Raw genomic sequence first — 21,259 nt, forward strand, 5'->3', positions numbered from 1 at the left:
GTTGGAAATTTTGTAACACTTTAGTTTTTTGAAAAATTCCCGGGATAGAAAAAATACCATGTAGCCCTGTTAGGGGCGGTCTGTTTGTAGCGCAATAAAATTCAATAAGGTAAATAGCTCCGTAGGAGCGGCCTGTCCGTATTCAGGTAGACCTGTTTATATGGATTTACAAGAGACAGGTCGCTCCTAACAGAGCTAATCTCTGTTATAATATCCTATTTTGCTACAAACAGGCTGCTCCTACGGAGCTTATAGGTAGTACATTTTCCAAAAAACTAAAGTGTTACGAAATTTTTACACTGTTTTCCCATAATTAGTCCTAAAACAAGCGCGATTTAACACTCTACACACAATGGGATAATATTTTGGACTATTATGCGTCTCTAAATGTATTTTTTGTTTGTTTCGTCGCGAAAAAACTTACTAAAAAGAAAAATATTACTATTGATAGAGAAAACTACCATACTTTTGCAAGGTGATTACGTACCGCTCCCGCTCTTCTTCTGCTTTCCTTTTCTTTTTTACTGTTAAACTACTATTCCATGCACAGTTTTAATCTTCGGATTCGTTCCCACGTTGCAAAAAAATCCTTTAACCAGTCATTATATCCGAGCATTCGATATACAATCTTACGCCCTGTCTTCACTATTTGGCAGGGAATCATTATCAGAGTATTGAGAAACCGCCGAAACTCCATCTTTAACACCTGCTCTCCCCTTCCTACATTTGGCATCAACATGCCAAACCATGCCTTGAAGTTCCAGGCCAATGACGCTATTACCATGTATGCCCAGTTGCTTTCCAAATCCCTTACAGGCAACTTCATCGCATTTACCCCGTTCTTCAACTGCTCTATTACATTCTCCTGATCACACCTACCGTTTGCCAACTCTACTATCTTTTCTGCCGTCCTGTCCCTCAGTGTCGTTATATAGAAAAAATAACGAATGTCGTCAAATAATCGTTTCTGACCTTTTTCCACACTCAGATTTTTTCTCAGCACTATCACCCTATAACTCTTCTTGCATTTCTCAGGCCGATATTCAAACTCAGCCACTTGCTCACTCTCTAACCGAATATTCTTGTATTCACGTTCTTTAACTATCCGTTCTTTTATATTTTCAGGTTTCTGCCTTTCCTCTGTTTTTACCTTGTATTTCGGTTTACGCTTTAGTTCTTTCCATGCATCTTCCGGCAACTCCCCGGCTAGTTTTATTAGCCCACCTCGTGCATCCATCCCAAACACAAAGTCCACTTGCTCTGACCAGCGATCAAAATTCCCTGTCAATGAAAAGTCTGTGTCTCCCCTTAAACAAACCCTCTCCGCATGTGGTTTTACCAAGTTTATTGCCCTGTCTATCCACTCCACTGCGCCGCTATGGCTCGGTACGTTTCCCGGACGATTCTCAATATACAACACTTCCTTCGTGTTTGCCAATGACACAATGAGTGGCGTATATCCCCATATCCCCTTGTACGATATATCCATCCCCTCTTTACATTCTCCGTATGTCCCCACTATCGTTCCATCCACATCTATCAACGCTTCTTCCAATGCCTCTTTCCGCCCTTCCTCCCACACACGCTCTCGTACCCTGTTGATAATCTCCATCAGCTTCTCAATATCATTACGGTCAAACCGCCTTGTAAAATCTCCCGCCGTTGTAGGATCAGGTATCCGCTCTGCACCCAACGCATCCAAATAGCCGCTGTCTTGCCGATGCAACTCTATGTCTTCTAACCGCACATTCCCTGAAAGCACATTGTACGCTATATTCAATATATGATCCGATTCATGATACGGTATATGCCTTTTGAGTAACTCAAGATTCTCGTCTATCTCTTTTACCAATCCACTTCTTATTGCCATTTGATGGATTACGCCTATACCACCACAGGCAATTGCCTGGCTATTCGCGGCTATCTCGTAATGAATGTTCTTTGCCGTGAACATCGGATGCTTCTGATCTCCCCATTGCTTTCTCTTTAACCGTTTCTCTATTTTCCGTTTCTTTCTTCTCAATATCTTGTTATATTTTCTTGCTGCTATTTTACTCATCTGAAATGCCCCTTTTTCTGGTTATCGGAATTTTTACATATCACTATCTTAACCAGTAAATTCAGGCTTTTCAACCTACTTTAACTCTCTCAGATTAAAAAATTACGCTTGTTTTAGGATTAGTTGTAATATCATATGGAAACACTGTTTTGATTTGCCACCGTTATTTGTTTTACGATGAGATCATAATCTTGATAATCGTAACATATACCAGTTTTTAACCCCGAATATCATAGACTCAGAAATAGTTTTAAATCCAAATTTCTGATAAAAAACAACATTGACATCTTTGTCTGTTTCCAAATATGCGTTCGCCATACATGCATCTACCTCTGAGCAAAAACGTTCCATAAGCATTGAACCAACGCCAACTCCCTGATGTGTGGGTAGAACTCCAATTGGCCCTAAATGCCAATGTTGATCTTTTGGATCCCGACGAGACCACTCGTTAATCCAAATATCTCTTCTCCAATCAATATTAGTTTCATCAATAGAGACCTCTGTATCATTTATCGTGTTTTTCCCATAACACGAGCACATTCTCACCACACCGATAATATTTTGATTTGCCTTTGCGATAAAAACTATTCCAGGTTTATCGCTCAAAAGTTTTTTAAAATAGTTTTCAATTTCAATCCGAACGTTTTCATTAGAATTTTGAAAAACAGCAAGGTGTATTGGATTTTCTGTCATGGCGACGCTGAGAACTCTCGCTGATTCTTCAATATCTCTCTTTTCCATAAATGATATTGCTATGTTACTCATATCCACTTTTATTTAAGTGTTAAATTGGTTTTGGAGTATTTTTCTTTCCAACCATTGATTATCACAATCAATTGCCCTGATAACTTGAGAAAATCACTATTATCATATAAAATTATCGTGTAGAAAATAAGGGTCACATCCGGACATTAGACAATATTTTCTTGAATTATTTATGTAATTTATGATCTTTTACAAGTCGTTGCTCGATCATGAGTATCCAGATGCGACCCCTTTCCTGTTATTATGTATTCTTCGGCAGTGCTGAAGGACACATAATCCGGATGCCGTCCGTCACTATAAGATTTTTCTGTGCGAAATGTAGCAACCTCAAAATTATGTCCATCTTTTACAACAACCACCACGCCATATTGCGCACCTACGGAAAAGGTTTTTTTAAAGAGATTCATAATGTCCCGGGGAAGGGCATTCGTGGCAATATCGTAATCGGCAGATTCCCTCCTCATAATCATATCGCGCACACATCCGCCCGCAAAAAAGGCTTCAAAACCTTTATCCTGCAATGTTTTTACAATTTCAATGGCATTCTGTTTTATGGGCATGTTTACTTATCATTACCTTCCATATATGCGGTGGACCAGGTTGTTATGAAATATTGAATTTAATAAGAGTATCTGCGTTAATCTGCGCAAATTAGCGTCTTATTAAAAATGGTAAAATATATAGGCGCGACCCCCGTTTGCTTTCTCTATTCTCTTAATGAAGTGGTCAGACATGGATAAAAGCAGGCAATCTTTTTATCTTTTGTATCTCCTTCGCAGTTGATGAGTGGGTTACATGATAGAGATCCCATGCCAACTGCAAATTAAGCCAAAACTGTGCGTCCATGCCGAAAAGTTTCTCCAGACGAAGCGCAGTGTCTGGAGTCATCCCGCGTTTTCCATGAATCAGTTCATTAACACGCGGATATGAAACCCCAAGCTTTTCTGCCAACTCGCGCTGCGTCATATGCAGAGGTTTGAGAAATTCCTCCAATAACATTTCGCCCGGATGCGTAGGCGGACCATTTTTTGGTATACGAACCATACTCTTTCTCCTTATTATTTAGTGGTAATCTGTAATTTCGACGTTATCTACACCATCATCAGCCCACACAAAACAAACTCGGAACTGATCGTTAATCCGTATACTGTGCTGTCCCTTTCGATCATCTTTAAGAACTTCCAGCATGTTTCCCGGTGGAATTTTCAGCGAACCTAAAGAAACAACTCCATTAAGTTGATCGAGCTTTCGTTGCGCCGCTCGCCAGATTTGTTGCGGACAGGTCTTACGCGCCTCTCTGGTGTTTTTTCTATCAAAAATATCCTCTGTCCCCTTATCATGGAATGATTGTATCACCAGGCTTCCTCTCTTTTTGCATTACCCATACATCCGCATTATAATGGATACCGTTATATATAGTAAAATGTATTTTGAAATTCTGGATAATTACGGAGACGCTGTGACCTAAGATATGTTATATGTGATGGGTAATTCCGGGGGGTAATTCCGGGAACACCTTACTTAATTTTGGAGATTCCTTTTTTTCTTTTATACCCTTGGGCCCAGGTTTCTGCTTATGGAGTATTCGTCCAGGGACATTTTCAAGCCGGGCTATAAAAGTGTCCGTGCCAAGAGGTCTCCCTGTCCGCTAGTGACATTGAAACGCTTCGATTTCCTCATCCGATAGACCTCTGGAAAGAAAATCACCCCACTTACCAAATATCTCCAGCAACGGAGCCACATGCACAAGCCGGTCATCCCGCCCGGCATGTATGCGTATGCGCTGCTCCATCGATATTCCTGCGGTTTCTTAACCGACTTTGCTCTGACAGGATTCAGTTCAACATAGCGTGCAGCTAAGTACAAATGGGTTTTATCCATGGGGAAAGAGGCAAAACGTCCTTGCCGCAGGTGCCCTCTCCAGCCTTCCAGGAAGTTTACGCGACGCGTGTAGCGCCGATGCGCTTCGCCAATCACCTGACTAAGCGCCTTCTCAGAAGGTTGTACCGCAATCTCAGGTGTATATGATTTGGCGTCAGGCAAAAGGCCCACACTTCAACGTCCCAGTGCGTACACCACTGGGCAATCAAGTTTATGTATGCCTCATAATCTTCATCGCAAAAAGAATGTCTGCAAACGACGATTTCCTCGCTGAGTGATATGATGCGGTACTTCTGGAATTACCACACGAGCAATCCTGGACATGACCACCTCTTAGCTATTCTAATAACAAAGTCAATAATTAAGTATGATGTCCCCGGAATTCATTGGGTTGCGCTCAACAAAAGTAGCAACCAGGTTTGAATAAGATAAACTGTCTATGCTTAACAGTCGCTTGAACGGAGACTCGCTGTTGGGCGTCAATCTCCATCGGCTTGTTAGATTTTTTATTTATCGAATATACGTTTTCCATGTATTACGGTAAGAATATGGATCTCATTTGCTTTGATTTCATAAACGATACGATATTGGAAAACAAATAATTCTCTCATAAATTCATTGCCAACTTCTGGCACGACTCTGCCTATTTTGAGGTGTTGGATTAGCGACTGAGGGGCTTAAAATATTTTTTGAATTGTAGATTCAGCATAAAGATCAGAATCTCTTGCGACAAACTCCCCAATTGCCTCTATATCTTCTAAAGCGTCAGGCGACCAAATTATTTTGTAATCCATTTTGAAAGTCGAACTTTGGCTTCCTCGTTGGAAATACCTTTACCGTCTTTTATGGATTCTTGGCCTTTTCTTATCTTTTCTAGTACATAAAGATGGTATTGGATGTCTTCCAGTGTGGAGTCTTCCGGCAAGTGACGAATCATTTTTGCAATGTTGTCTTTTAAAGTACTCATGTTAATATTATAGGGAATTTCCCCTATAGGATGAAGTAAAATCTAACGTAGAGCTAACCGGCGCTGCGCGGCCTTATAGCGCAGCGTCCGTGTTGAGCGCCGGGTTAGGGTTTAGCGCAACATCTTGTTCAGATTTTTCGATTAAACGTTTGCCCAGTGCAATGCCAGGTTTTTCAATGTACTTGTAGAAAAAGAACGATACTGCGGCGGCCGCAAAAACAACACACAGAAAGTGTAGAAGACTTGCTAGATTCGACTTTGGAAAGATGTTGCTAAATCCAAGCCTAGAAAAATATGTCAATATTGCAAAATGCGTCAAGTACATGCTGAAACTTAACTTTCCAACCGTAGTGGTAATTTTATTTACTAATAGTTGCGTAGGCCAGTTAGCCAATAGAAGCGCAAAGGCACAAAATAGCCCGCCAGCAATAAAATGGTGCGGAGTATTAAACAACTTATCAGCAATAAAATTGCTCGGAAGTTTAAAAGCTGGGTATAAAAAAGCCAGAAGAAGAACGACAAAAAGCGGCCCACAAACGATGGCGATTAGCTTACGAGGATACTTTTCTCGAAGTATTAAATAGCCAAAAATGCCAATGATAAACACGGGTAGTTTGCCTAGAAAATTGAGGAACGAGAAGCTTTGCAGTAGGTACTGTTGGCTTTCTGGGTAAGAGAAAATATGCGGCACTATAAGTCGATTAAGACCACTCAATACTAGGCTAATAACGAAAAAGAAGGCACAAGACTTTACAGATTTAATATGCGGAAGCAAAAATGGCAGGATGAAATAAAAACTCATTTCTACAGCAATTGACCAGCCTCCTGGAACAACTGATGTGATGGTTTCTGGGTGGAATCCGTGGAGGAATACTGCCGTGATTGGAACAAACCACCATTCGATACCATTGGGAGCCCAGTATGATGGAGAAAACCCATTCACGAAAATGTAACTCAATATGGCGAGATAAAACATTGGAGCGATTCGAAAAAATCGCCTTATGTAAAAATTCCGAATTGGAAATGTTTCATGCGAGCTTCTAGCTACCCAAGACATGCAAAGCGTCAGTGCGCTGGCTACATAGAAAAGTTGAACGCCTCTCGCCCCTTCACCCATAAACCACAACAGCGTTACGTTGGTTGGTGCAACCGACTGAGACGAATGTACAAGGATTACTCCGAGAATTGCCATGCCTCGAAGCGCGTCGATAAAATCGTATTTTTTTATGTCTGAATTGCCCTGATAACTTGAGAAAATCACTATTATCAGGTAAAACTATCGTGTAGAAAATAAGGGTCACATCCGGACATTAGACAATATCTTCTTGAATTATTTATGTAATTTATGATCTTCTGCAAGTCGTTGCTCGACCATTGGTATCAAGAAAAATATCTTATCTGCGATTTCCCCGGTTCGTAACATGGTAAAAAGCCCCTTCAAATGCTATTCTTGCCAGCCTTGCCATGGTTTCAGAATTATACATATCATGCAAATATTCAGATGTGCCCCCTTTCCTCCTTCCTGCTCAAATGTACATTCCAGGTTTTTTATAAAGGAGATTCCGGAGGAATTGGGGGGATACTATCGTACCCTTCTTAAAAGACCAAGGTGGGGTTCCTTGCTGGAGTAGAGGTCATGGACACTGCCTTCTGTCTGTGCGGACGGCGATCTCATTTCAAAACGCAGGTTTCCATCATACAGTCCCTGATGAAGATCATGAACGCTTTTACATCCGAGTTCCTGCAACGAATGCAATAAGCTTTGCATTAAATATTGCCCTAGATGAATAACCGAACCCTTGTCAACGACCGTTCCCGAAACACCCTGCGCAACTTTTATCCGGTCTTCAACGGACAAATACCTTTTGCCGCCTCCCTTTTCCATCGCCTCATGAGACGCCATTCCTCTGTATTTTTTAACCCGCACGCCGCCCTCATAAAAATATTCGCCGGGAGATTCTGTCGTACCGGCAAGCAGTCCGCCCATCATCACGGCACTTGCCCCCAGGGACAATGCCTTGACAATATGCCCGATGTGGGCAATACCGCCATCTGCTATAACCGGAATATTTGCGTATTCCCTGGAAAATTTCGCTGTATGGTATACAGCAGACCCCTGCGCTCTTCCTACTGCAAGGGTATCCTGGGTAATACAAATAGAACCGCTCCCCATACCTATACGTAGCGAGTCAACGCCTGCGTCAATCAATGATTTACACTGCTTTGCGGTAACAACATTTCCTCCGATCACGTCAATATGCGGGTAGTGTTTCTTAACGTACCGTACCATATCAATCTGAAAAATTGTATCACCTTGAGAAGAATCGATGACAACCACATCCACACCCGCCGTTGCCAGTTCAGCAAGGCGTTCCCTGTCTTCTTCGCGCGTAGAGAGCGCAGCGCCAACAAGGAGTTGTTTGCCCTTATCTTTTGACGAAAAGGGGAAATCCTCGTTTTTCAGCAAATCAGTGCGGCTCATAAGAGATACGAGCCTCCCCTGTTTATCGATTAGCGGCAATTTTCCCTTTTTGCTTTCTTTTAAGATTTTGTTCCCGTCAGAAAGAGATATTCCGGAAGAAGCTGTCACCAATTGCCTGGTCATTACCTCGCTCAATGGTTTCGTTCGATTGTCCTCAAAATCAATATCCCGCTTTGTGACAATTCCAACCAGCTTAGAATTTAATGTGCCGTCTTCTGTTATAGGAATCCCGGAAAACCCATATGTATCCTTAATAGTATCGACATCCATGATGGTATGGAAAGGGCTGAGGACAACCGGGTCAGTTATAAAACCATTTTCAAATCTCTTTACCTTGCGAACCTCCTTTGCCTGATCTTCAATGGTATTGTTATAATGAATAATGCCAATGCCGCCCAGCAAGGCCATGCTAATGGCCATCCTCGATTCGGTTACCGTATCCATGGGCGAACTGACGAGGGGTCTTTTTATCTTTATATTACGGGTAAGGTTGGTATCCAGACTAATTGTGTCTAAAATAAAATCTATGTGTCCGGGAAGCAGAATGAAGTCATTATAAGTAATGCCTTCTCCCCCTTCAAAAAGTGTTTTTGCGTCAAGTCCATTCGGCGGCATGGGTGTGTTATTAACCTCCAATTAAATGTTTAGGAATTTCAATATTAATGTAGAGACGCATTGCAATGCGTCTCTACATTAATCAATAACACAAGGATATCGTTTATGTCAAAGATAATTATAAAACCCGGTTAGGTAGTTAAGTGGTTAAAACTATTTGACTGTTACGGCAGGGAATAACTCTTTCTTTTCAACAGGTTGGCAGCGGAAAAGAGGTTCACATAGAATCGTTCTGCCTGTTTGAGGTATTCGCCTTTCAGATTATCATAATCTTCAAGCATTTTCTGTTTATCGGAAACTATGCCCTTCAAAGACGCCAATTCACCCTCGTATGCTTCTGCCCATTCGGCAATCATGTTCCTTGTCACTTCAACATGGAATTGTATGCCGTAAATATTCCTGCCGTATTTGACCGCCTGATTTTCACATAATTCTGAGGTAGCAATCCTTTTCCCGCCTTCCGGTATACTGAAGGTATCTCCGTGCCACTGGTATACGGTTATTTCCCCGGGGAAATTTCTGAACACATTATCCTTCAATCCCTCTTCATCAATAGAAACCTTGTAAAATCCGATTTCCTTCTTTGGATTTTTTGATACCGTGCCGCCGATAGCCTTTACCATAAGTTGCGCCCCAAGGCAAACGCCTAAAAAAGGGATATCCCTCTTTATTATTTCCTTAAGAAAAACATTTTCATCCGCTAAAAAGGGATATTTTTCCTCTTCATACACATTCATAGGACCACCAAGACTTATCACCATTTGAAGAGTTTTTTTAACTCCGGCAGATTATCTTTGTTTGAAAGATCAACAATTGCGGAAGAAATCTTGTTATCTTCCAGAAAGTCTCCAATAGTACCGGGACCTTCAATATCAATGTGTTTTATGAATAAAATCATAATGCTTATCCTGAAAAAATCCTACCATTAGTGCATAGTTTCGTTAAAATGTGTACGTAAAAAAATGTCATTGCGAGGGGTGGAGCGACGAAGCAATCTCTTGTTCCCAAAAGACTTAAGATTGCTTTGCTGTAGCTCGCAATGACGGTATCAATGTAGATATTTTAATGAAACGTTATATTAAAAAAACATACTACCAACCCGGCGAAACAAATTCTAATGACAAATTGATTTGAAATTTCAAACAAGTGCATCTTTCGCATTTTGAAAATTAATATTCAATGTTCAATGTAAAAGAATAAAGGCAAATGAACAACCACTTGAGCATTGAATATTGAACATTTTTCTTAGTGCATAACATTTAGCATGAACTATATGACGGTATTTGATGGTATAACACTCCCTTTGGGAATAATGATAATAGAATCACGTATCATGTAATTTTCCGCATCAAATGTTTCTATCTTTTTCGTATTTTCTATATGAACGTTTTCTCCGATATGAACGTTTTTGTCAACAATAGCGCCCACGATTTTTGTGTTTTCTCCAATTCCGATGTTCGGTATCCCTTTCTCTTTGTTGGCACGAATATTTTCTTTTGTTTCATAATAGTCGGCACCCATAAGCACGGAACTCCTGATCGTAGTGTTTTTCTCTATTCTTGTTCGAAAACCAATTACCGAATCACTTATTTCCCCACTATCAATAATACACCCGTCGGCTATAATAGACTTTATAATCCTGCAATTGTTTATAATCGCTCCGGGCAGGGACAGTGGGCTGGTATATATTGGGTTTTTCTCGCTGTACAAGTTAAACCTCGGACTTAAGGTTGCCAATTCGAGATTGGCCTCATAAAATGATTTAATTGTCCCGATGTCCTCCCAATATCCGTCAAATAAATAGGCATGGACTGCTCTTTCCTTTATAATTTCAGGAATGATTTCCTTTCCAAAATCAGGTTTTTGTGATTTTTTTAATACTTCTTTTAATACGCCAATGTTGAACAGATAAATACCCATCGATGCCAAAAGTGTTCTCCCTTTTGGTTCAACCCCCCTTTTCTCAAAAAATGATGCATCCAAAGAAAGCGTATCGATAACTGCTTCATCTTTAGGTTTCTCAGAAAAACCAACAATGCGTCCCTGTTCGTTTATTTTTAAAAGCCCCAGGGCTTGGGCATGTCTCCTTTCAGAAGGGATGGCAGAAACAGTCACTTCAGCGCCTGACTTGATATGTTCTCTGATAAAATGCTGATAATTCATTCGATATAACTGGTCACCGGAAAGAATCAATATGTATTCGATATTTGGTTGGTCAAAGAAACGCAGATTCTGGCGGACGGCATCCGCGGTGCCCTGATACCAGTCCAAACTGCCTATAGTTTGGTTTGCCGCAAGGACTTCGATAAATCCTTTTGAGAAATTATCAAATTTATATGACCTTGTGATGTGCCGGTGCAGGGAGGCGGAATTAAACTGGGTTAAAACATAAATTTTATTTATCCCTGAATTCAGACTATTACTAACTGGAATATCAATCAACCGGTATTTACCGGCAAGAGGCACTGCGGGTTTTGACCGTTCTTTTGTAAGGGGATAGAGTCTCGTTCCACGTCCCCCACCTAAAATAACAGAAATTACATTATCCATATTATTATCTCCTGCTTTAAGTTGTGTCGTTAAATCGTTTCAACCACTTAACTATTTAACCACCAAACTACTTAACCAAGGGGTGCATTCCCGATTTTTTGTATATCTTCACACATTTTGTTTTTTTACAAAGAATTGTAATACTTTAGTCCTATGAAAAAAACCGCTCGTTCCCAAGCTCCGGCTTGGGAACGGGATTGTTTGAGAAGCTCCAGCTTCGAATGGAAAAGGGAATGAACCCATGATGTCAGCTTGGAGGCTTTTCAGTATGTTACCCAAGATATTTAGAAACATCTTTTGAATCGAATAATACACGAAGCTTCGCTTGCCGGCTAAATGGAAGCTAGAGCTTCCAACACAATTACGTTCCCAAGCCGGAGCTTGGGAACGAGCATTTTTGTTTTCCAAAAATCTAAACTGTTGCAAAAAATCAGGAATGCTCCCTTAACCAAGTTATATTCCACTTGTCTTTTTGAAAGTAATACAATAAATAAGAAATTCGCTACAGTACATTTACTTCTTTGCTTCCGGGATAACGGTGAGTGTGCCGCTCGTTCCGTTTCTTAAATATTCAACCGTCACCGGCTCGCCAATTTTTATAACGTCGAGGGCATATTTATAATCATAGATATTAGTGATTTTCAAATCTCCAAATCTGACAATAATATCTCCGTCCCGCAGGCCTGCTTTATCTGCAGGGCCTCCAGCCTTGACGCCGCTCAGTTTTAGACCTTCAATATCTTCTGTGGTAAAGTCGGGAATGGTGCCTAAATATATTCTTCTGGAACCATGCAGGCTATCAGGCGGTCCTGAACTCTTTACTTTAAAATAGTCGGGCCGCCCGGGACTTTTTACCAAATCGGAAATGATATTCTTCGCAAATTGGGCGATCTTTGCCATACCTTCGTAATTAAGAGTCACTGTATCGTCGGTCGGCCGGTTATAATCATCATGGCTTCCGGTAAAGAAGTTCATGATAGGGACGCCTTCCTGGTAAAAGGGGGTGGCGTCTGTCGGCAGATAAGGGTCGTGTTGAAGTATGAGATTAAAGCCTGACATGATATTGCGCTTTTCAAACAATTGCGGCCATGATTTTGAGGAACCTGCCCCCTGGATAATGAGTTTGTTGTCTCTCAGCCTCCCCACCATATCAAAATTTATGTATGCAATTGTATTTTTCAAGGGAAAGGCAGGGTTTTTTATAAAATGAGAGGAACCCAGCAGTCCCATTTCTTCCCCCGACCAAAACGCAAATACAAGTCCCCGTCGTTTATCTTGTGGTTTTTTTTTGTATGTTTCCGCCAGAGCAGCCGCTAATTCCAGCACTACGGAAACCCCTGAGGCGTTATCGTCTGCCCCATTATGTATCATTCCCTCTTCTCCTTTTCTCGCCAGGGATTCAGTACCACCGTAGCCAATGTGGTCTAAGTGTGCTCCCACGACGATGTATTCGCAATCATCTTTACCATCAGCAGGGGGCAGATATCCGATAACATTGTGATCTGACGTTTTTTCACGTTTTACAGCGGTGGAAATAGTTGCTTTTATTCCCGGCATAGCAAAAGCGGTTTGGGCTTCAGATTTTTCAATGTCCAATTCAGATTGTACCGTAGCAATATCTTTTCCAATAAAGGAAAAGAGTGCCTTCGCCGCATCGCCGCTTATTGATGCGGCTACAATACCGGAATCTGCTGAGGCATTATCAAAGGTGAGGGGAAGCAGTTCTCCCGCATCCGGGGAGTTTGGCCCCGTGACCACCAGCAGCGCCTTTGCACCATGTTCCCGGGCAATCATGGCTTTGTAACGCAATCCGGAATAACGGTTCAGATCGTGGCGTCTCTTCATTTCAACCTTTTCGGGGATATAATTAAGGACGAGAACCACTTTATCTTTTACATCAATACCAGCGTATGAATCATAACCTGCGCCATCTTCGCCCGGCATGGAGATGCCGTATCCAGCAAAAACCAGTTCACCGTCAGCTACACCGCTTGCAGTAAAAGCAAGCGGACGAAAATCCTTCTCTAATTCAAAAGATTTTGTGTCGTTTGCTTTGCCGCTTTTGGCAATGTGAAGAAAATTGCCTTCCGGCATAACTTCTACGCCTGAAGTAAAGGGAAACCCCTGAAAGTAGTTGCCATTTTTGTCAACAGGCAATATCCCGATTTTTTCAAGCCGATGAGCAATATAATCAGAGGCCATTTTGGAGCCTTTTGTGCCTGTCAGCCTTCCTTCCAACTCATCAGAAGCAAGGTATGCAACGATTGTATGCAAATCTTCTTCGGTGATTTGAGGAGAAAAGGGGTGGTCTGTTTTTTCAGTAAAGGAGAAGGACTGCGGAGGTTCCTGCGAGGTAATTCCCCCTGCGCTTTCCTGAAGTTCGAATGCCGGTGTCGTTTCTGACTGTTTTCGTACAGGTGAAGCATTGAGTGCAGATAGTGCTTCTTCGTGATTCCAGTCGGCGATAAAAAGCTGAGAATTTTTCTGCGGGGTGCGGTTTGAAGTCCATACGAGCTTCTTTCCGTCAGGGGAAAAGACCGGAAGACCGTCAAAGCCGTCCGTAAAAGTAACACGAACGGGTTCTTTTTTGCCATAGACATCAACAATAAACAGTTCGCAATTGGCAAATCCGTATTTATTTGAATGAAAAATTATATAGGTATTGGAGGGGTGATAATAAGGCGCCCAGGACATAGAGCCAAAATCGGTTAATCTGCGTTTGTCTGAGCCGTCCAGGTTCATTGTATAAACATCTGCCAATAAACCGTTTTCTTTGAAATGACGCCAAATGATGCGTTTTCCGTCAGGGCTGAAAAACGGGCCTCCATCATAACCGGGCTGATGGGTCAGGCGGGTTTGTCCGGAGCCGTCTGCATTCATAATGTAGATTTCACCGAAGTATGAAGGGTCGGTTTCAAAACGTTTTTTATCCCCGGCGGAAAGATGTTCGATGGGATATGCGTCACGCAATGAACAAAAAACAATCTTGCTGCCGTCCGGAGAATATGCCCCTTCGGCGTCATAGCCCAATGCCTCCGTCATGCGTTTCGGATTGCTTCCATCACGGTGGGCGGAAAATATATCATAATGTTCGTCATAATCCCAGCTAAATCTCTTGTTTTCCCCGGAAGCGCGAATATCAAATTCTGCTTTTTGTTTTGCCGTCGCTTCGGGGTCAAGGTGTGTGGAAGCAAAAAGTACCTCATTTGAACCTGGCCGTATAAACGAGCAGGTGGTCTTGCCCGTTCCGGGTGAAACCCGATTAGTATCTCCTGTCTCGAGATCCAAAATGTATATCTGGAAAAACGGGTTATCAGGTTCCCGTTCGCTCTGGAATATAAGGGCATTACCGTCTTCGGAAAAATAGCCCTCGCCCGAACGTTTGCCCTGGTAGATTAATTGCCGCGTATTTTTGAGGAATTGTTCTTCTTCTACGCCATCTCCCAGAGTTACGGAAGAATGAAAGGGGAGGGATAACGTTGCTATGAAAAGAGTTATTATTGTAAGGAAATTCATGCGTTTCATTGTGAGGCGCTCCTTTTTATAAAAAGGGATGTAAAAAAGTCAGTGAAGATGAACAATAATTACCGGTAAAAAATCACCTGAATGAAATAAACATTTTTCGCATTGTAACGGGTAATTGTAGAAAAAGCAAACGACGACTTTGTTGATATATTGTATTGAATTTCGGGAAAACTTTTTCCTTTCTTTTTGATACAATCGCGCCATTGTTTTGATAGGATTCGTCGGGGTTGGAATTCAGACACGTCTATTATCCGGATTGAGGATTATATCGGCAGGATATTTGTGGGAACACAAAAAAGGTAACATTTTAGTTTTTTGGAAAAAAATCGGCCTATAGGGAGGTATGATTTGTAGTGGCAAGGCGTTTCGTGCCATTACAAGGAAAATGTTTTATTCCTTATATAACAGGCACACGTGAATATTTTAAAAAACTCAACAATAGCGATGTTTTGCCGTATAGTGTAAGTGTAGGGGCGAAGCATTTGCTGTAAATTGTCATAAATTCGTTCATACCCAAATGGGCAAATGCTTCGCCCCTACTTTTCAAAAAAACAAAGTATTACAAAGTATTACAACTTTATGGAAATAGATGCTTTTGGCTATAGCCGTAGTTTTTCCGCTGAAAATTTCCCGTTGCTTTTTCATCTCTAACAGGCTGAAAAACATCATCTTCCCGGGGAATCACCTTGCCGGGGATACATGTGTCTTTTTTAAGTGTGTGATGTAAAAATTACATCTTTGGAAATTATTTGTACAGTACTCAAGAAACGATGGGATTTTCAGACTATCGGCATTTATACAATAACAATCATTGCTCGGCGGTGTTGTTATAAACGGACACATCTCTCTCGCTGCCATTTCTTTTTTCCTCCTTCTATAGTATTGGCAAGAAAACACAGTCAAATGTCTAAAAAACGGACATTTTTCATATCCTTTTGTGAACCTCCGGCTCAAGAGAATGTTTACCATGTAAAAACTTCTTTTTTTGTAACATTTTAGCTTTATGAAAAATTCACGGGATAGAAAAAATACCATGTAGCCCCGTTAGGGGCGGTCTGTTTGTAGCACAATAAAATTCAATAGAGTAAATAGCTCCGTAGGAGCGGCCTGTACGTATTCAGGCAGACCTGTTTAATATGGATTTACAAGAGACAGGTCGCTTCTAGCGGAGCTAATATCTGTTATAAGATTCTATTTTGCTACAAACAGGCTGCTCCTACGGAGCTTATAGGTAATACATTTTTCAAAAAACTAAAGTGTTACCTTTTTTTTAAGTTTTTCTTTGTACCCCTGGTGTTCTTTGCCTGCATGTGCGTCGCACGCAGAAAGGCATTCCCGATCGGTTGCCGGAGATACGTTTCACATCCACTAACTCCGCACCTGCAGCCTCCTTCAAGTGTTGCAGGATTAATTGCTCCGGTTGAGTCAAGTGACGTCACTTGCATGCTGATAAAATTTGATAGGTAATATATGACTAAAAGTTATATATGTCAAGAAGTATATTACTTGGGGTATTTGACCATTTTATAACACCTTGTTATAAATTCCTCATGAGGAAAAATATTGTGGGAAGCAATGTGCGGATGATCAGGGAAAGGCTTGGAATTACACAGGAAGAACTGGCTTTAAGAAGTGGCTTAACCCAGGGTTATATAAATTTTTTAGAGAACGGAAAGAGGGGATATAGTGAGAGGTCTTTAGAAAAGATTGTAAATGCCCTCGGAATTCAGATATCCGGACTCTTTGCAGAAAAGACAATAGAAGAACCGGCTATCGTGGCTGAGCAAACCATACCATACGGCAAAAGAAGGCGTATCTACGACACGATAATCAGCCTGTTAGAGAAGCTTCCTGCACCAGTAATCGACCACTATAAGATACTTCTCGAAGCAGAGATAGAAATAAGAAACAGAGGCTCGGTTGATAGACAGGAAAAATCGTAATTCAATTTTTAATTTTGTATTTCAAGGTTTGTATAAATTGGTAACACTTTAGTTTTTTGAAACCATAAGGGTGAAGCATTTGCAATAACCGGCATACATGCGTTCATGCTCAAACATGCAAATGCTTCGCCCCTACACCGTGCGGTAAACATCGTTATTATTAGAATTTTTGTATCAATTTAGTCTTTTGAAAAATTAAAAGCTCTCGTTCCCAAGCCGGAGTTTGAGAACGAGAGCGATTGCTCAAACTGTCCCCAGCTGGCGGGGGTGTAGTGGGTGGAATTGAAGGGCAGGAATGCAGAATGACTGCTGAGCAGCATGATTTTACTTTGATGGTTTTTCAAAAAACTAAAGTGTTACAACAAATAAGGTTTTCGAACACAACCTTACAAAAAAATGTTTCTATCATCTAAAAACTCTTCTGGTTCAGCGTGTTTGCCATGTTCCCATATGAGCGAGAAGAACCAAATGCCACTTTCACCAATCCAGAAATCTGCAGGTGTGAAAGTCATCTTCGAATCAAGCGGCACCTCTGACCGTTCAGGATTATACTCCGCTTGCCAACCAAACAACTCTCCCTTCCAGGGCATTCCTTAAGCGTGCAACTTAGCCGCAAATTTTCTGACTTCATCGAGGTTTGGAATGACAATAGGAATGACAGAGATATGATTTTCGTGTGTCTTAATTTTAACTTTCGTGGTTGCCACGTTTCTTCTCCTCCTTTCGCCACATTTCTAAAACGTAATTTTGATATTCTACCAAAATTCTTTCAATCTCGGCCAGTTCGTGATTGCGAAAACCCCTCGATTTAGCTAATCTAACAGACGTAAGTGAAACCCAACAGCAGCATTCCCGATTTTTGGTTAACTAATTGTACATTGTAACACAAGCATCCTGGCTCGAAAATAAGACTACAAAAATAGTTTAAGTACAGATACTACAACACGATATGGTTATAAAACCATTTTTCATCGTTTCTGGGTGTTGCAAATGAAACATGATGACTGATGACTCATTTTGTCATTACGCGGGTATCCGTTTTGTCATTGCGAGGGTCTTTTCAGCTTGTCATTGCGAGGGTCTTTTCAGCTTGTCATTGCGAGGGTCTTTTCCGAAGCAACCTCATAAACCGTAATAGAGATCCTTCCATCCTGCATTCATTCCATTAATTAATTCTATTTTTTAGCCCTTGAGCCACCCTTAATTTGCTTCTTTCTCCCGCGATATGGCGTCTCTTATGTCACAAAATATCTCGTAGTATATTGATTGCTTCGGAAAAGACCCTCGCAATGACAAGCTGGAGCCCCCCTGCAATGACAAGCAGAGACCTTGTAAATTACAAGCTGATACCTTTTGGATGGCCCTATACATTTGAACCGGTACAGAAACAGAAATGCCAGATGTTTCCGACTCGAAAGTAAAACTACAAAAAATAGCTCAAGCACAGGTACCGCAATATGATATGGTTATAAAACCATTTTCATCGTTTCTGGGTGTTGCAAATGAAACATGATGACTACTTGTGGCATTTTACCCTCAAACTGGAAGCTTGTGTTACTATTCCTTCCCCTCCCCGCTAATGGCATTTTTACAAAAAATCGGGAATGCTCCCCATCGGGCTGGTCAGCCTTCGTAACTGCTTTTTTAATCTCCCGTATCTGCCATTCGTTAGCCTCAATAAATTCATTGATTGCCGTGGACACAAGATAGGACTTTGATCTTGCCATAGCCGCAGCAAGACATTCAAGCCTTTGCTTTGTCTTTTCGTCTATTCTTATTGTTAATGTAGTGCCCATTTCCGCACCTCCTTTTAATACGCAATAACACTTTGTGTTACATTGTGCAACGCTATAAGTTCTCCTCATTTGTATCAATTAACCGAAAACTTCCCTTAAGGCATCAACGACTACTTTTGCAACCTCACTCAAAGCTGCAAAGGTATTAAAATGCAATACCAACGATTTTTTGCAATCCGTCAGGATATCTGGTTCACAGAAGCCAAATCGTGATTTACTATCTGTCTGGTGGCTGTCAATGTATAGACGCATTGCATGCGTCTTTCCGCTGTGTCAACATATTCTTTACGCGCAGCAGTTTCCAGACGCATGCAATGCGTCTCTACAAAAATATTAAAATTCCTAAACATAAATATTTTTACAATTTCATTATTCTGGTTCATTATTCCGGCATAATCCCATGTTCCATAATAAACTTACTGATTACATGTGACCATGTTCTGCGCCCCCGCATCCTGAATAATATCTTTCATGGTAAATCTCATACGATGCTTTATAGCATCCTGGAGGTCGTCAAGAAGTTTTACCATTTTTTGGTCCAAAGGTGACAGAGAAACAGGCATGTATTTTTCACCAAAATTTCTCATCGCAAATAGTATTTCATCCAAGTGGATTGCATCTAAGTCCTTCCCAGGCATGTAGTATAAATATTTTTCTGTGGGGATTTCTACAATCAGGGATGCCTTGGAAAGTTCGGAGATAATCTCTTGAACGGTTTCAATGGGAATGCTCAGCGCTCCGGATAACCCCTCCGTTGACCATCGTTCGCCCTTTCCGTATAAAAACTGTGAGGATATCCGTTCCATAATAAAAAGTCCCAAAAGTTCCCTTGATGCATAGTTTATATCAATGGCTTGACTTTTCAGCTTAATAAACCGTATGTTTTGGATAACATATGAAATCACTGCTCCAAAAAGAACAACGTTCCAGCTCATCTGCAACCACAACAGAAAGAAAGGGACTGCTGCGAATGCGCCATAAATCAGGTTATATCGTGCAAGTCCTATCTGGCTTTTAAAATAAAAGACCTGGAGTATATAAAAAAGCGTTCCGCCTATAATCCCGCCGATTATCCCCGGAATGACCCTCACCCTGGTGTTTGGCAGAAAAATATAAACGGAAATAAATGCCATCCACAGCGCAACAATAGGCAAAAACAACCCCAACGTACTCAAATAAATCTTGCCGAACCCTATTTTATTTAAGAGGGTGACGAGTTTTTCATTCGTTAAAACAGCCGTAATTGTTGTCGATGTCAGAATAAGAATGGGAAAGACAAACATTATGCTGGTGTAGTCGGTAAACTTTCTGAAAACCGAACGGGATTTTTTAATCTTCCAAATATCATTAAAGGAGGTCTCAATATTACCTATCGTGTTGATTACAAAAAAGAGGAGAAATGTAAGCCCGATTGCACCAAGGTACCTAAAACTTGTTCTGTCGACAAAGTGCATAATCTGTTTTTTATAGAGGAAAGCATTTAAGCTGATGTTTGAAGGTATGGAAAGGACAGAAGATTCGATGCGTTCTTTCAGTTCATTTTTTGCTTTTTCACTGCTAAAATCTACAGATGCAATGATATGTGCAAGCTTCTCTTTGTATTTTTTAATGGCTGTTTTCGCCTCTTCTTCTTCTTCTTTTGCTGCTGCTGCTGATATTTGCACATAAGATGCATCATGAGTGTTGTCGTTAGAGGAATCCCCTGATGTATAGGGTTTTGTAGAAAGTATTTCTCCTCCAGGGGGAAGAATGAACCCTTCAAAGGCCTCGATAGCGCTGAGAATCTCTTCACGGGCAGCAGGTTCTGAAAAATCAAGCTTGTCAATCTGTTGAAAAAGCCCCTGCTTAAAACTGATAAAGGCAGAAACCATCTCACCGCCTGGTAGATTAAAAATATTGGTGTTGATTTTTTGATCCAGCACTTTTTCAGCACCAAGTCCTTTTGAAACAGATAAAACAAAAGCCATGAGTGGAATGAGTGATACAATTGAAATGAAGGTTAACGCTGATGCCTTTAACAGACATCGGCCTTCAGTGAATTCGCTTACTACGAGGGCGCAAAATTTTACCACCCGGCGCAAAAGCCACAGGATAGCAGAGGTCTCTCTCTCCTCAACCCAGAGATCAACCTTGATGAATTTTTTTATTCTATCAAAATATAAAACTGTTTTCTTTAAAGTCATTGTTTTACTTATTATTATTACGACAAAGATAAAAGAACAATAGGGTCACCCGGTTTCTATTGATTAAATCGTCCCCGACCGAACCCAAACGTTTGACATTGTTAACGGAGAGACAGGTTACACCTCAGATCCGGTTCGGACTATCAGGTTCAATCTCCAGACGGGTTCAGGCTGGTAACCTGACCCCGCCTGGAGATTCTTGTCTGTGCTCATATGCGAAATATGTAGAGAAAAAGTGTTTTCGAAGGAAACCGCCGGTAAAGCCATGAGGGACTGAACAGAAACCCATATCTTATCTTAGTTACATCTTGATGCAGTGAAAATCAACAATATTCTTTGCGCAAGTTTCCATACTTTTTTTATTTCCTTGATATCCAAAGAGATAATCATTGCCTGCTCTTGTACATTATTTTTCTCGATTAAATTGATACATGAATCCTGCACAAGAGCAAAAGAAAGAGAGTGAACCATAAGGGATACCCCCTGTTTTTCA

Annotated in this window: 18 protein-coding genes; 1 reads left to right on the top strand and 17 read right to left on the bottom strand. The window is 41.1% G+C overall.

All coding sequences use genetic code 11. The features are described from left to right. Positions 1-535: 535 nt before the first annotated feature. The 13 genes from M5U24_RS01140 to M5U24_RS01200 all read right to left on the bottom strand — a co-directional run bounded on the left by M5U24_RS01140 (position 536) and on the right by M5U24_RS01200 (position 14,844). Positions 536-2,059, bottom strand: coding sequence for an IS1380-like element ISCku9 family transposase (locus tag M5U24_RS01140; RefSeq protein ID WP_099326269.1), 1,524 nt, complete (start codon positions 2,057-2,059; stop codon positions 536-538). A 183-nt stretch (positions 2,060-2,242) separates the two neighbouring features. Further along, entirely contained in the window at positions 2,243-2,824 is a 582-nt protein-coding gene (locus M5U24_RS01145) for a GNAT family N-acetyltransferase (RefSeq protein ID WP_099326268.1), read from the bottom strand. A gap of 179 nt (positions 2,825-3,003) precedes the next feature. Continuing rightward, entirely contained in the window at positions 3,004-3,384 is a 381-nt protein-coding gene (locus M5U24_RS01150) for a hypothetical protein (protein ID WP_099326267.1), read from the bottom strand. A gap of 166 nt (positions 3,385-3,550) precedes the next feature. Then, positions 3,551-3,868 carry a HigA family addiction module antitoxin gene (locus M5U24_RS01155; RefSeq protein WP_099326266.1) on the bottom strand — a complete coding sequence of 106 codons (318 nt, stop codon included), beginning with the start codon at positions 3,866-3,868 and terminating at the stop codon, positions 3,551-3,553. An 18-nt stretch (positions 3,869-3,886) separates the two neighbouring features. Next, positions 3,887-4,180, bottom strand: a complete 294-nt coding sequence (locus tag M5U24_RS01160) for a type II toxin-antitoxin system RelE/ParE family toxin (protein ID WP_099326265.1) — start codon at positions 4,178-4,180, stop codon at positions 3,887-3,889. 292 nt (positions 4,181-4,472) lie between these two features. After that, positions 4,473-4,616: a hypothetical protein gene (locus M5U24_RS01165; protein WP_197705233.1), complete on the bottom strand. Its 144-nt coding sequence runs from the start codon at positions 4,614-4,616 to the stop codon at positions 4,473-4,475. A gap of 867 nt (positions 4,617-5,483) precedes the next feature. Beyond that, on the bottom strand, positions 5,484-5,672 hold the full coding sequence (locus tag M5U24_RS01170) for a hypothetical protein (RefSeq protein ID WP_099326263.1): 189 nt from the start codon (positions 5,670-5,672) through the stop codon (positions 5,484-5,486). Positions 5,673-5,745: 73 nt separating this feature from the next. Continuing rightward, a complete protein-coding gene (locus M5U24_RS01175; protein ID WP_261341069.1) occupies positions 5,746-6,933 on the bottom strand; it encodes an acyltransferase in 1,188 nt (395 codons plus the stop codon). A gap of 321 nt (positions 6,934-7,254) precedes the next feature. Next, positions 7,255-8,769, bottom strand: a complete 1,515-nt coding sequence (gene guaB, locus M5U24_RS01180) for an IMP dehydrogenase (protein ID WP_099326261.1) — start codon at positions 8,767-8,769, stop codon at positions 7,255-7,257. A gap of 164 nt (positions 8,770-8,933) precedes the next feature. Next, positions 8,934-9,506 (bottom strand): type 1 glutamine amidotransferase, encoded by a 573-nt coding sequence (locus M5U24_RS01185; protein ID WP_298201348.1) that lies wholly within the window; start codon positions 9,504-9,506, stop codon positions 8,934-8,936. A gap of 17 nt (positions 9,507-9,523) precedes the next feature. Continuing rightward, positions 9,524-9,667 (bottom strand): hypothetical protein, encoded by a 144-nt coding sequence (locus M5U24_RS01190; RefSeq protein ID WP_298201350.1) that lies wholly within the window; start codon positions 9,665-9,667, stop codon positions 9,524-9,526. A 371-nt stretch (positions 9,668-10,038) separates the two neighbouring features. Then, positions 10,039-11,319, bottom strand: a complete 1,281-nt coding sequence (locus tag M5U24_RS01195) for a glucose-1-phosphate adenylyltransferase (RefSeq protein WP_099326259.1) — start codon at positions 11,317-11,319, stop codon at positions 10,039-10,041. Positions 11,320-11,832: 513 nt separating this feature from the next. Further along, positions 11,833-14,844: a M28 family peptidase gene (locus tag M5U24_RS01200; RefSeq protein ID WP_298201352.1), complete on the bottom strand. Its 3,012-nt coding sequence runs from the start codon at positions 14,842-14,844 to the stop codon at positions 11,833-11,835. A 1,487-nt stretch (positions 14,845-16,331) separates the two neighbouring features. Here M5U24_RS01200 and M5U24_RS01205 point away from each other — a divergent pair. Continuing rightward, the gene (locus tag M5U24_RS01205; RefSeq protein ID WP_197705230.1) at positions 16,332-16,787 is read left to right on the top strand and encodes a helix-turn-helix domain-containing protein; all 456 of its coding nucleotides are present in this window, start codon (positions 16,332-16,334) and stop codon (positions 16,785-16,787) included. A gap of 386 nt (positions 16,788-17,173) precedes the next feature. On the opposite strand, the gene M5U24_RS01210 is transcribed toward M5U24_RS01205, so the two are convergent. The 4 genes from M5U24_RS01210 to M5U24_RS01225 all read right to left on the bottom strand — a co-directional run bounded on the left by M5U24_RS01210 (position 17,174) and on the right by M5U24_RS01225 (position 20,766). Continuing rightward, complete coding sequence (locus tag M5U24_RS01210; protein WP_099326255.1) at positions 17,174-17,377, bottom strand: hypothetical protein; 204 nt, start codon at positions 17,375-17,377, stop codon at positions 17,174-17,176. An 876-nt stretch (positions 17,378-18,253) separates the two neighbouring features. Continuing rightward, complete coding sequence (locus M5U24_RS01215; protein WP_164995339.1) at positions 18,254-18,583, bottom strand: ribbon-helix-helix domain-containing protein; 330 nt, start codon at positions 18,581-18,583, stop codon at positions 18,254-18,256. A gap of 78 nt (positions 18,584-18,661) precedes the next feature. Continuing rightward, complete coding sequence (locus M5U24_RS01220; protein ID WP_157820664.1) at positions 18,662-18,835, bottom strand: hypothetical protein; 174 nt, start codon at positions 18,833-18,835, stop codon at positions 18,662-18,664. 164 nt (positions 18,836-18,999) lie between these two features. Further along, positions 19,000-20,766: a YihY/virulence factor BrkB family protein gene (locus tag M5U24_RS01225; protein ID WP_298201355.1), complete on the bottom strand. Its 1,767-nt coding sequence runs from the start codon at positions 20,764-20,766 to the stop codon at positions 19,000-19,002. Positions 20,767-21,259: the final 493 nt, after the last annotated feature.

This window comes from Candidatus Kuenenia sp. (assembly GCF_027493735.1).
GTDB lineage: Bacteria > Planctomycetota > Brocadiia > Brocadiales > Brocadiaceae > Kuenenia > Kuenenia stuttgartiensis_A.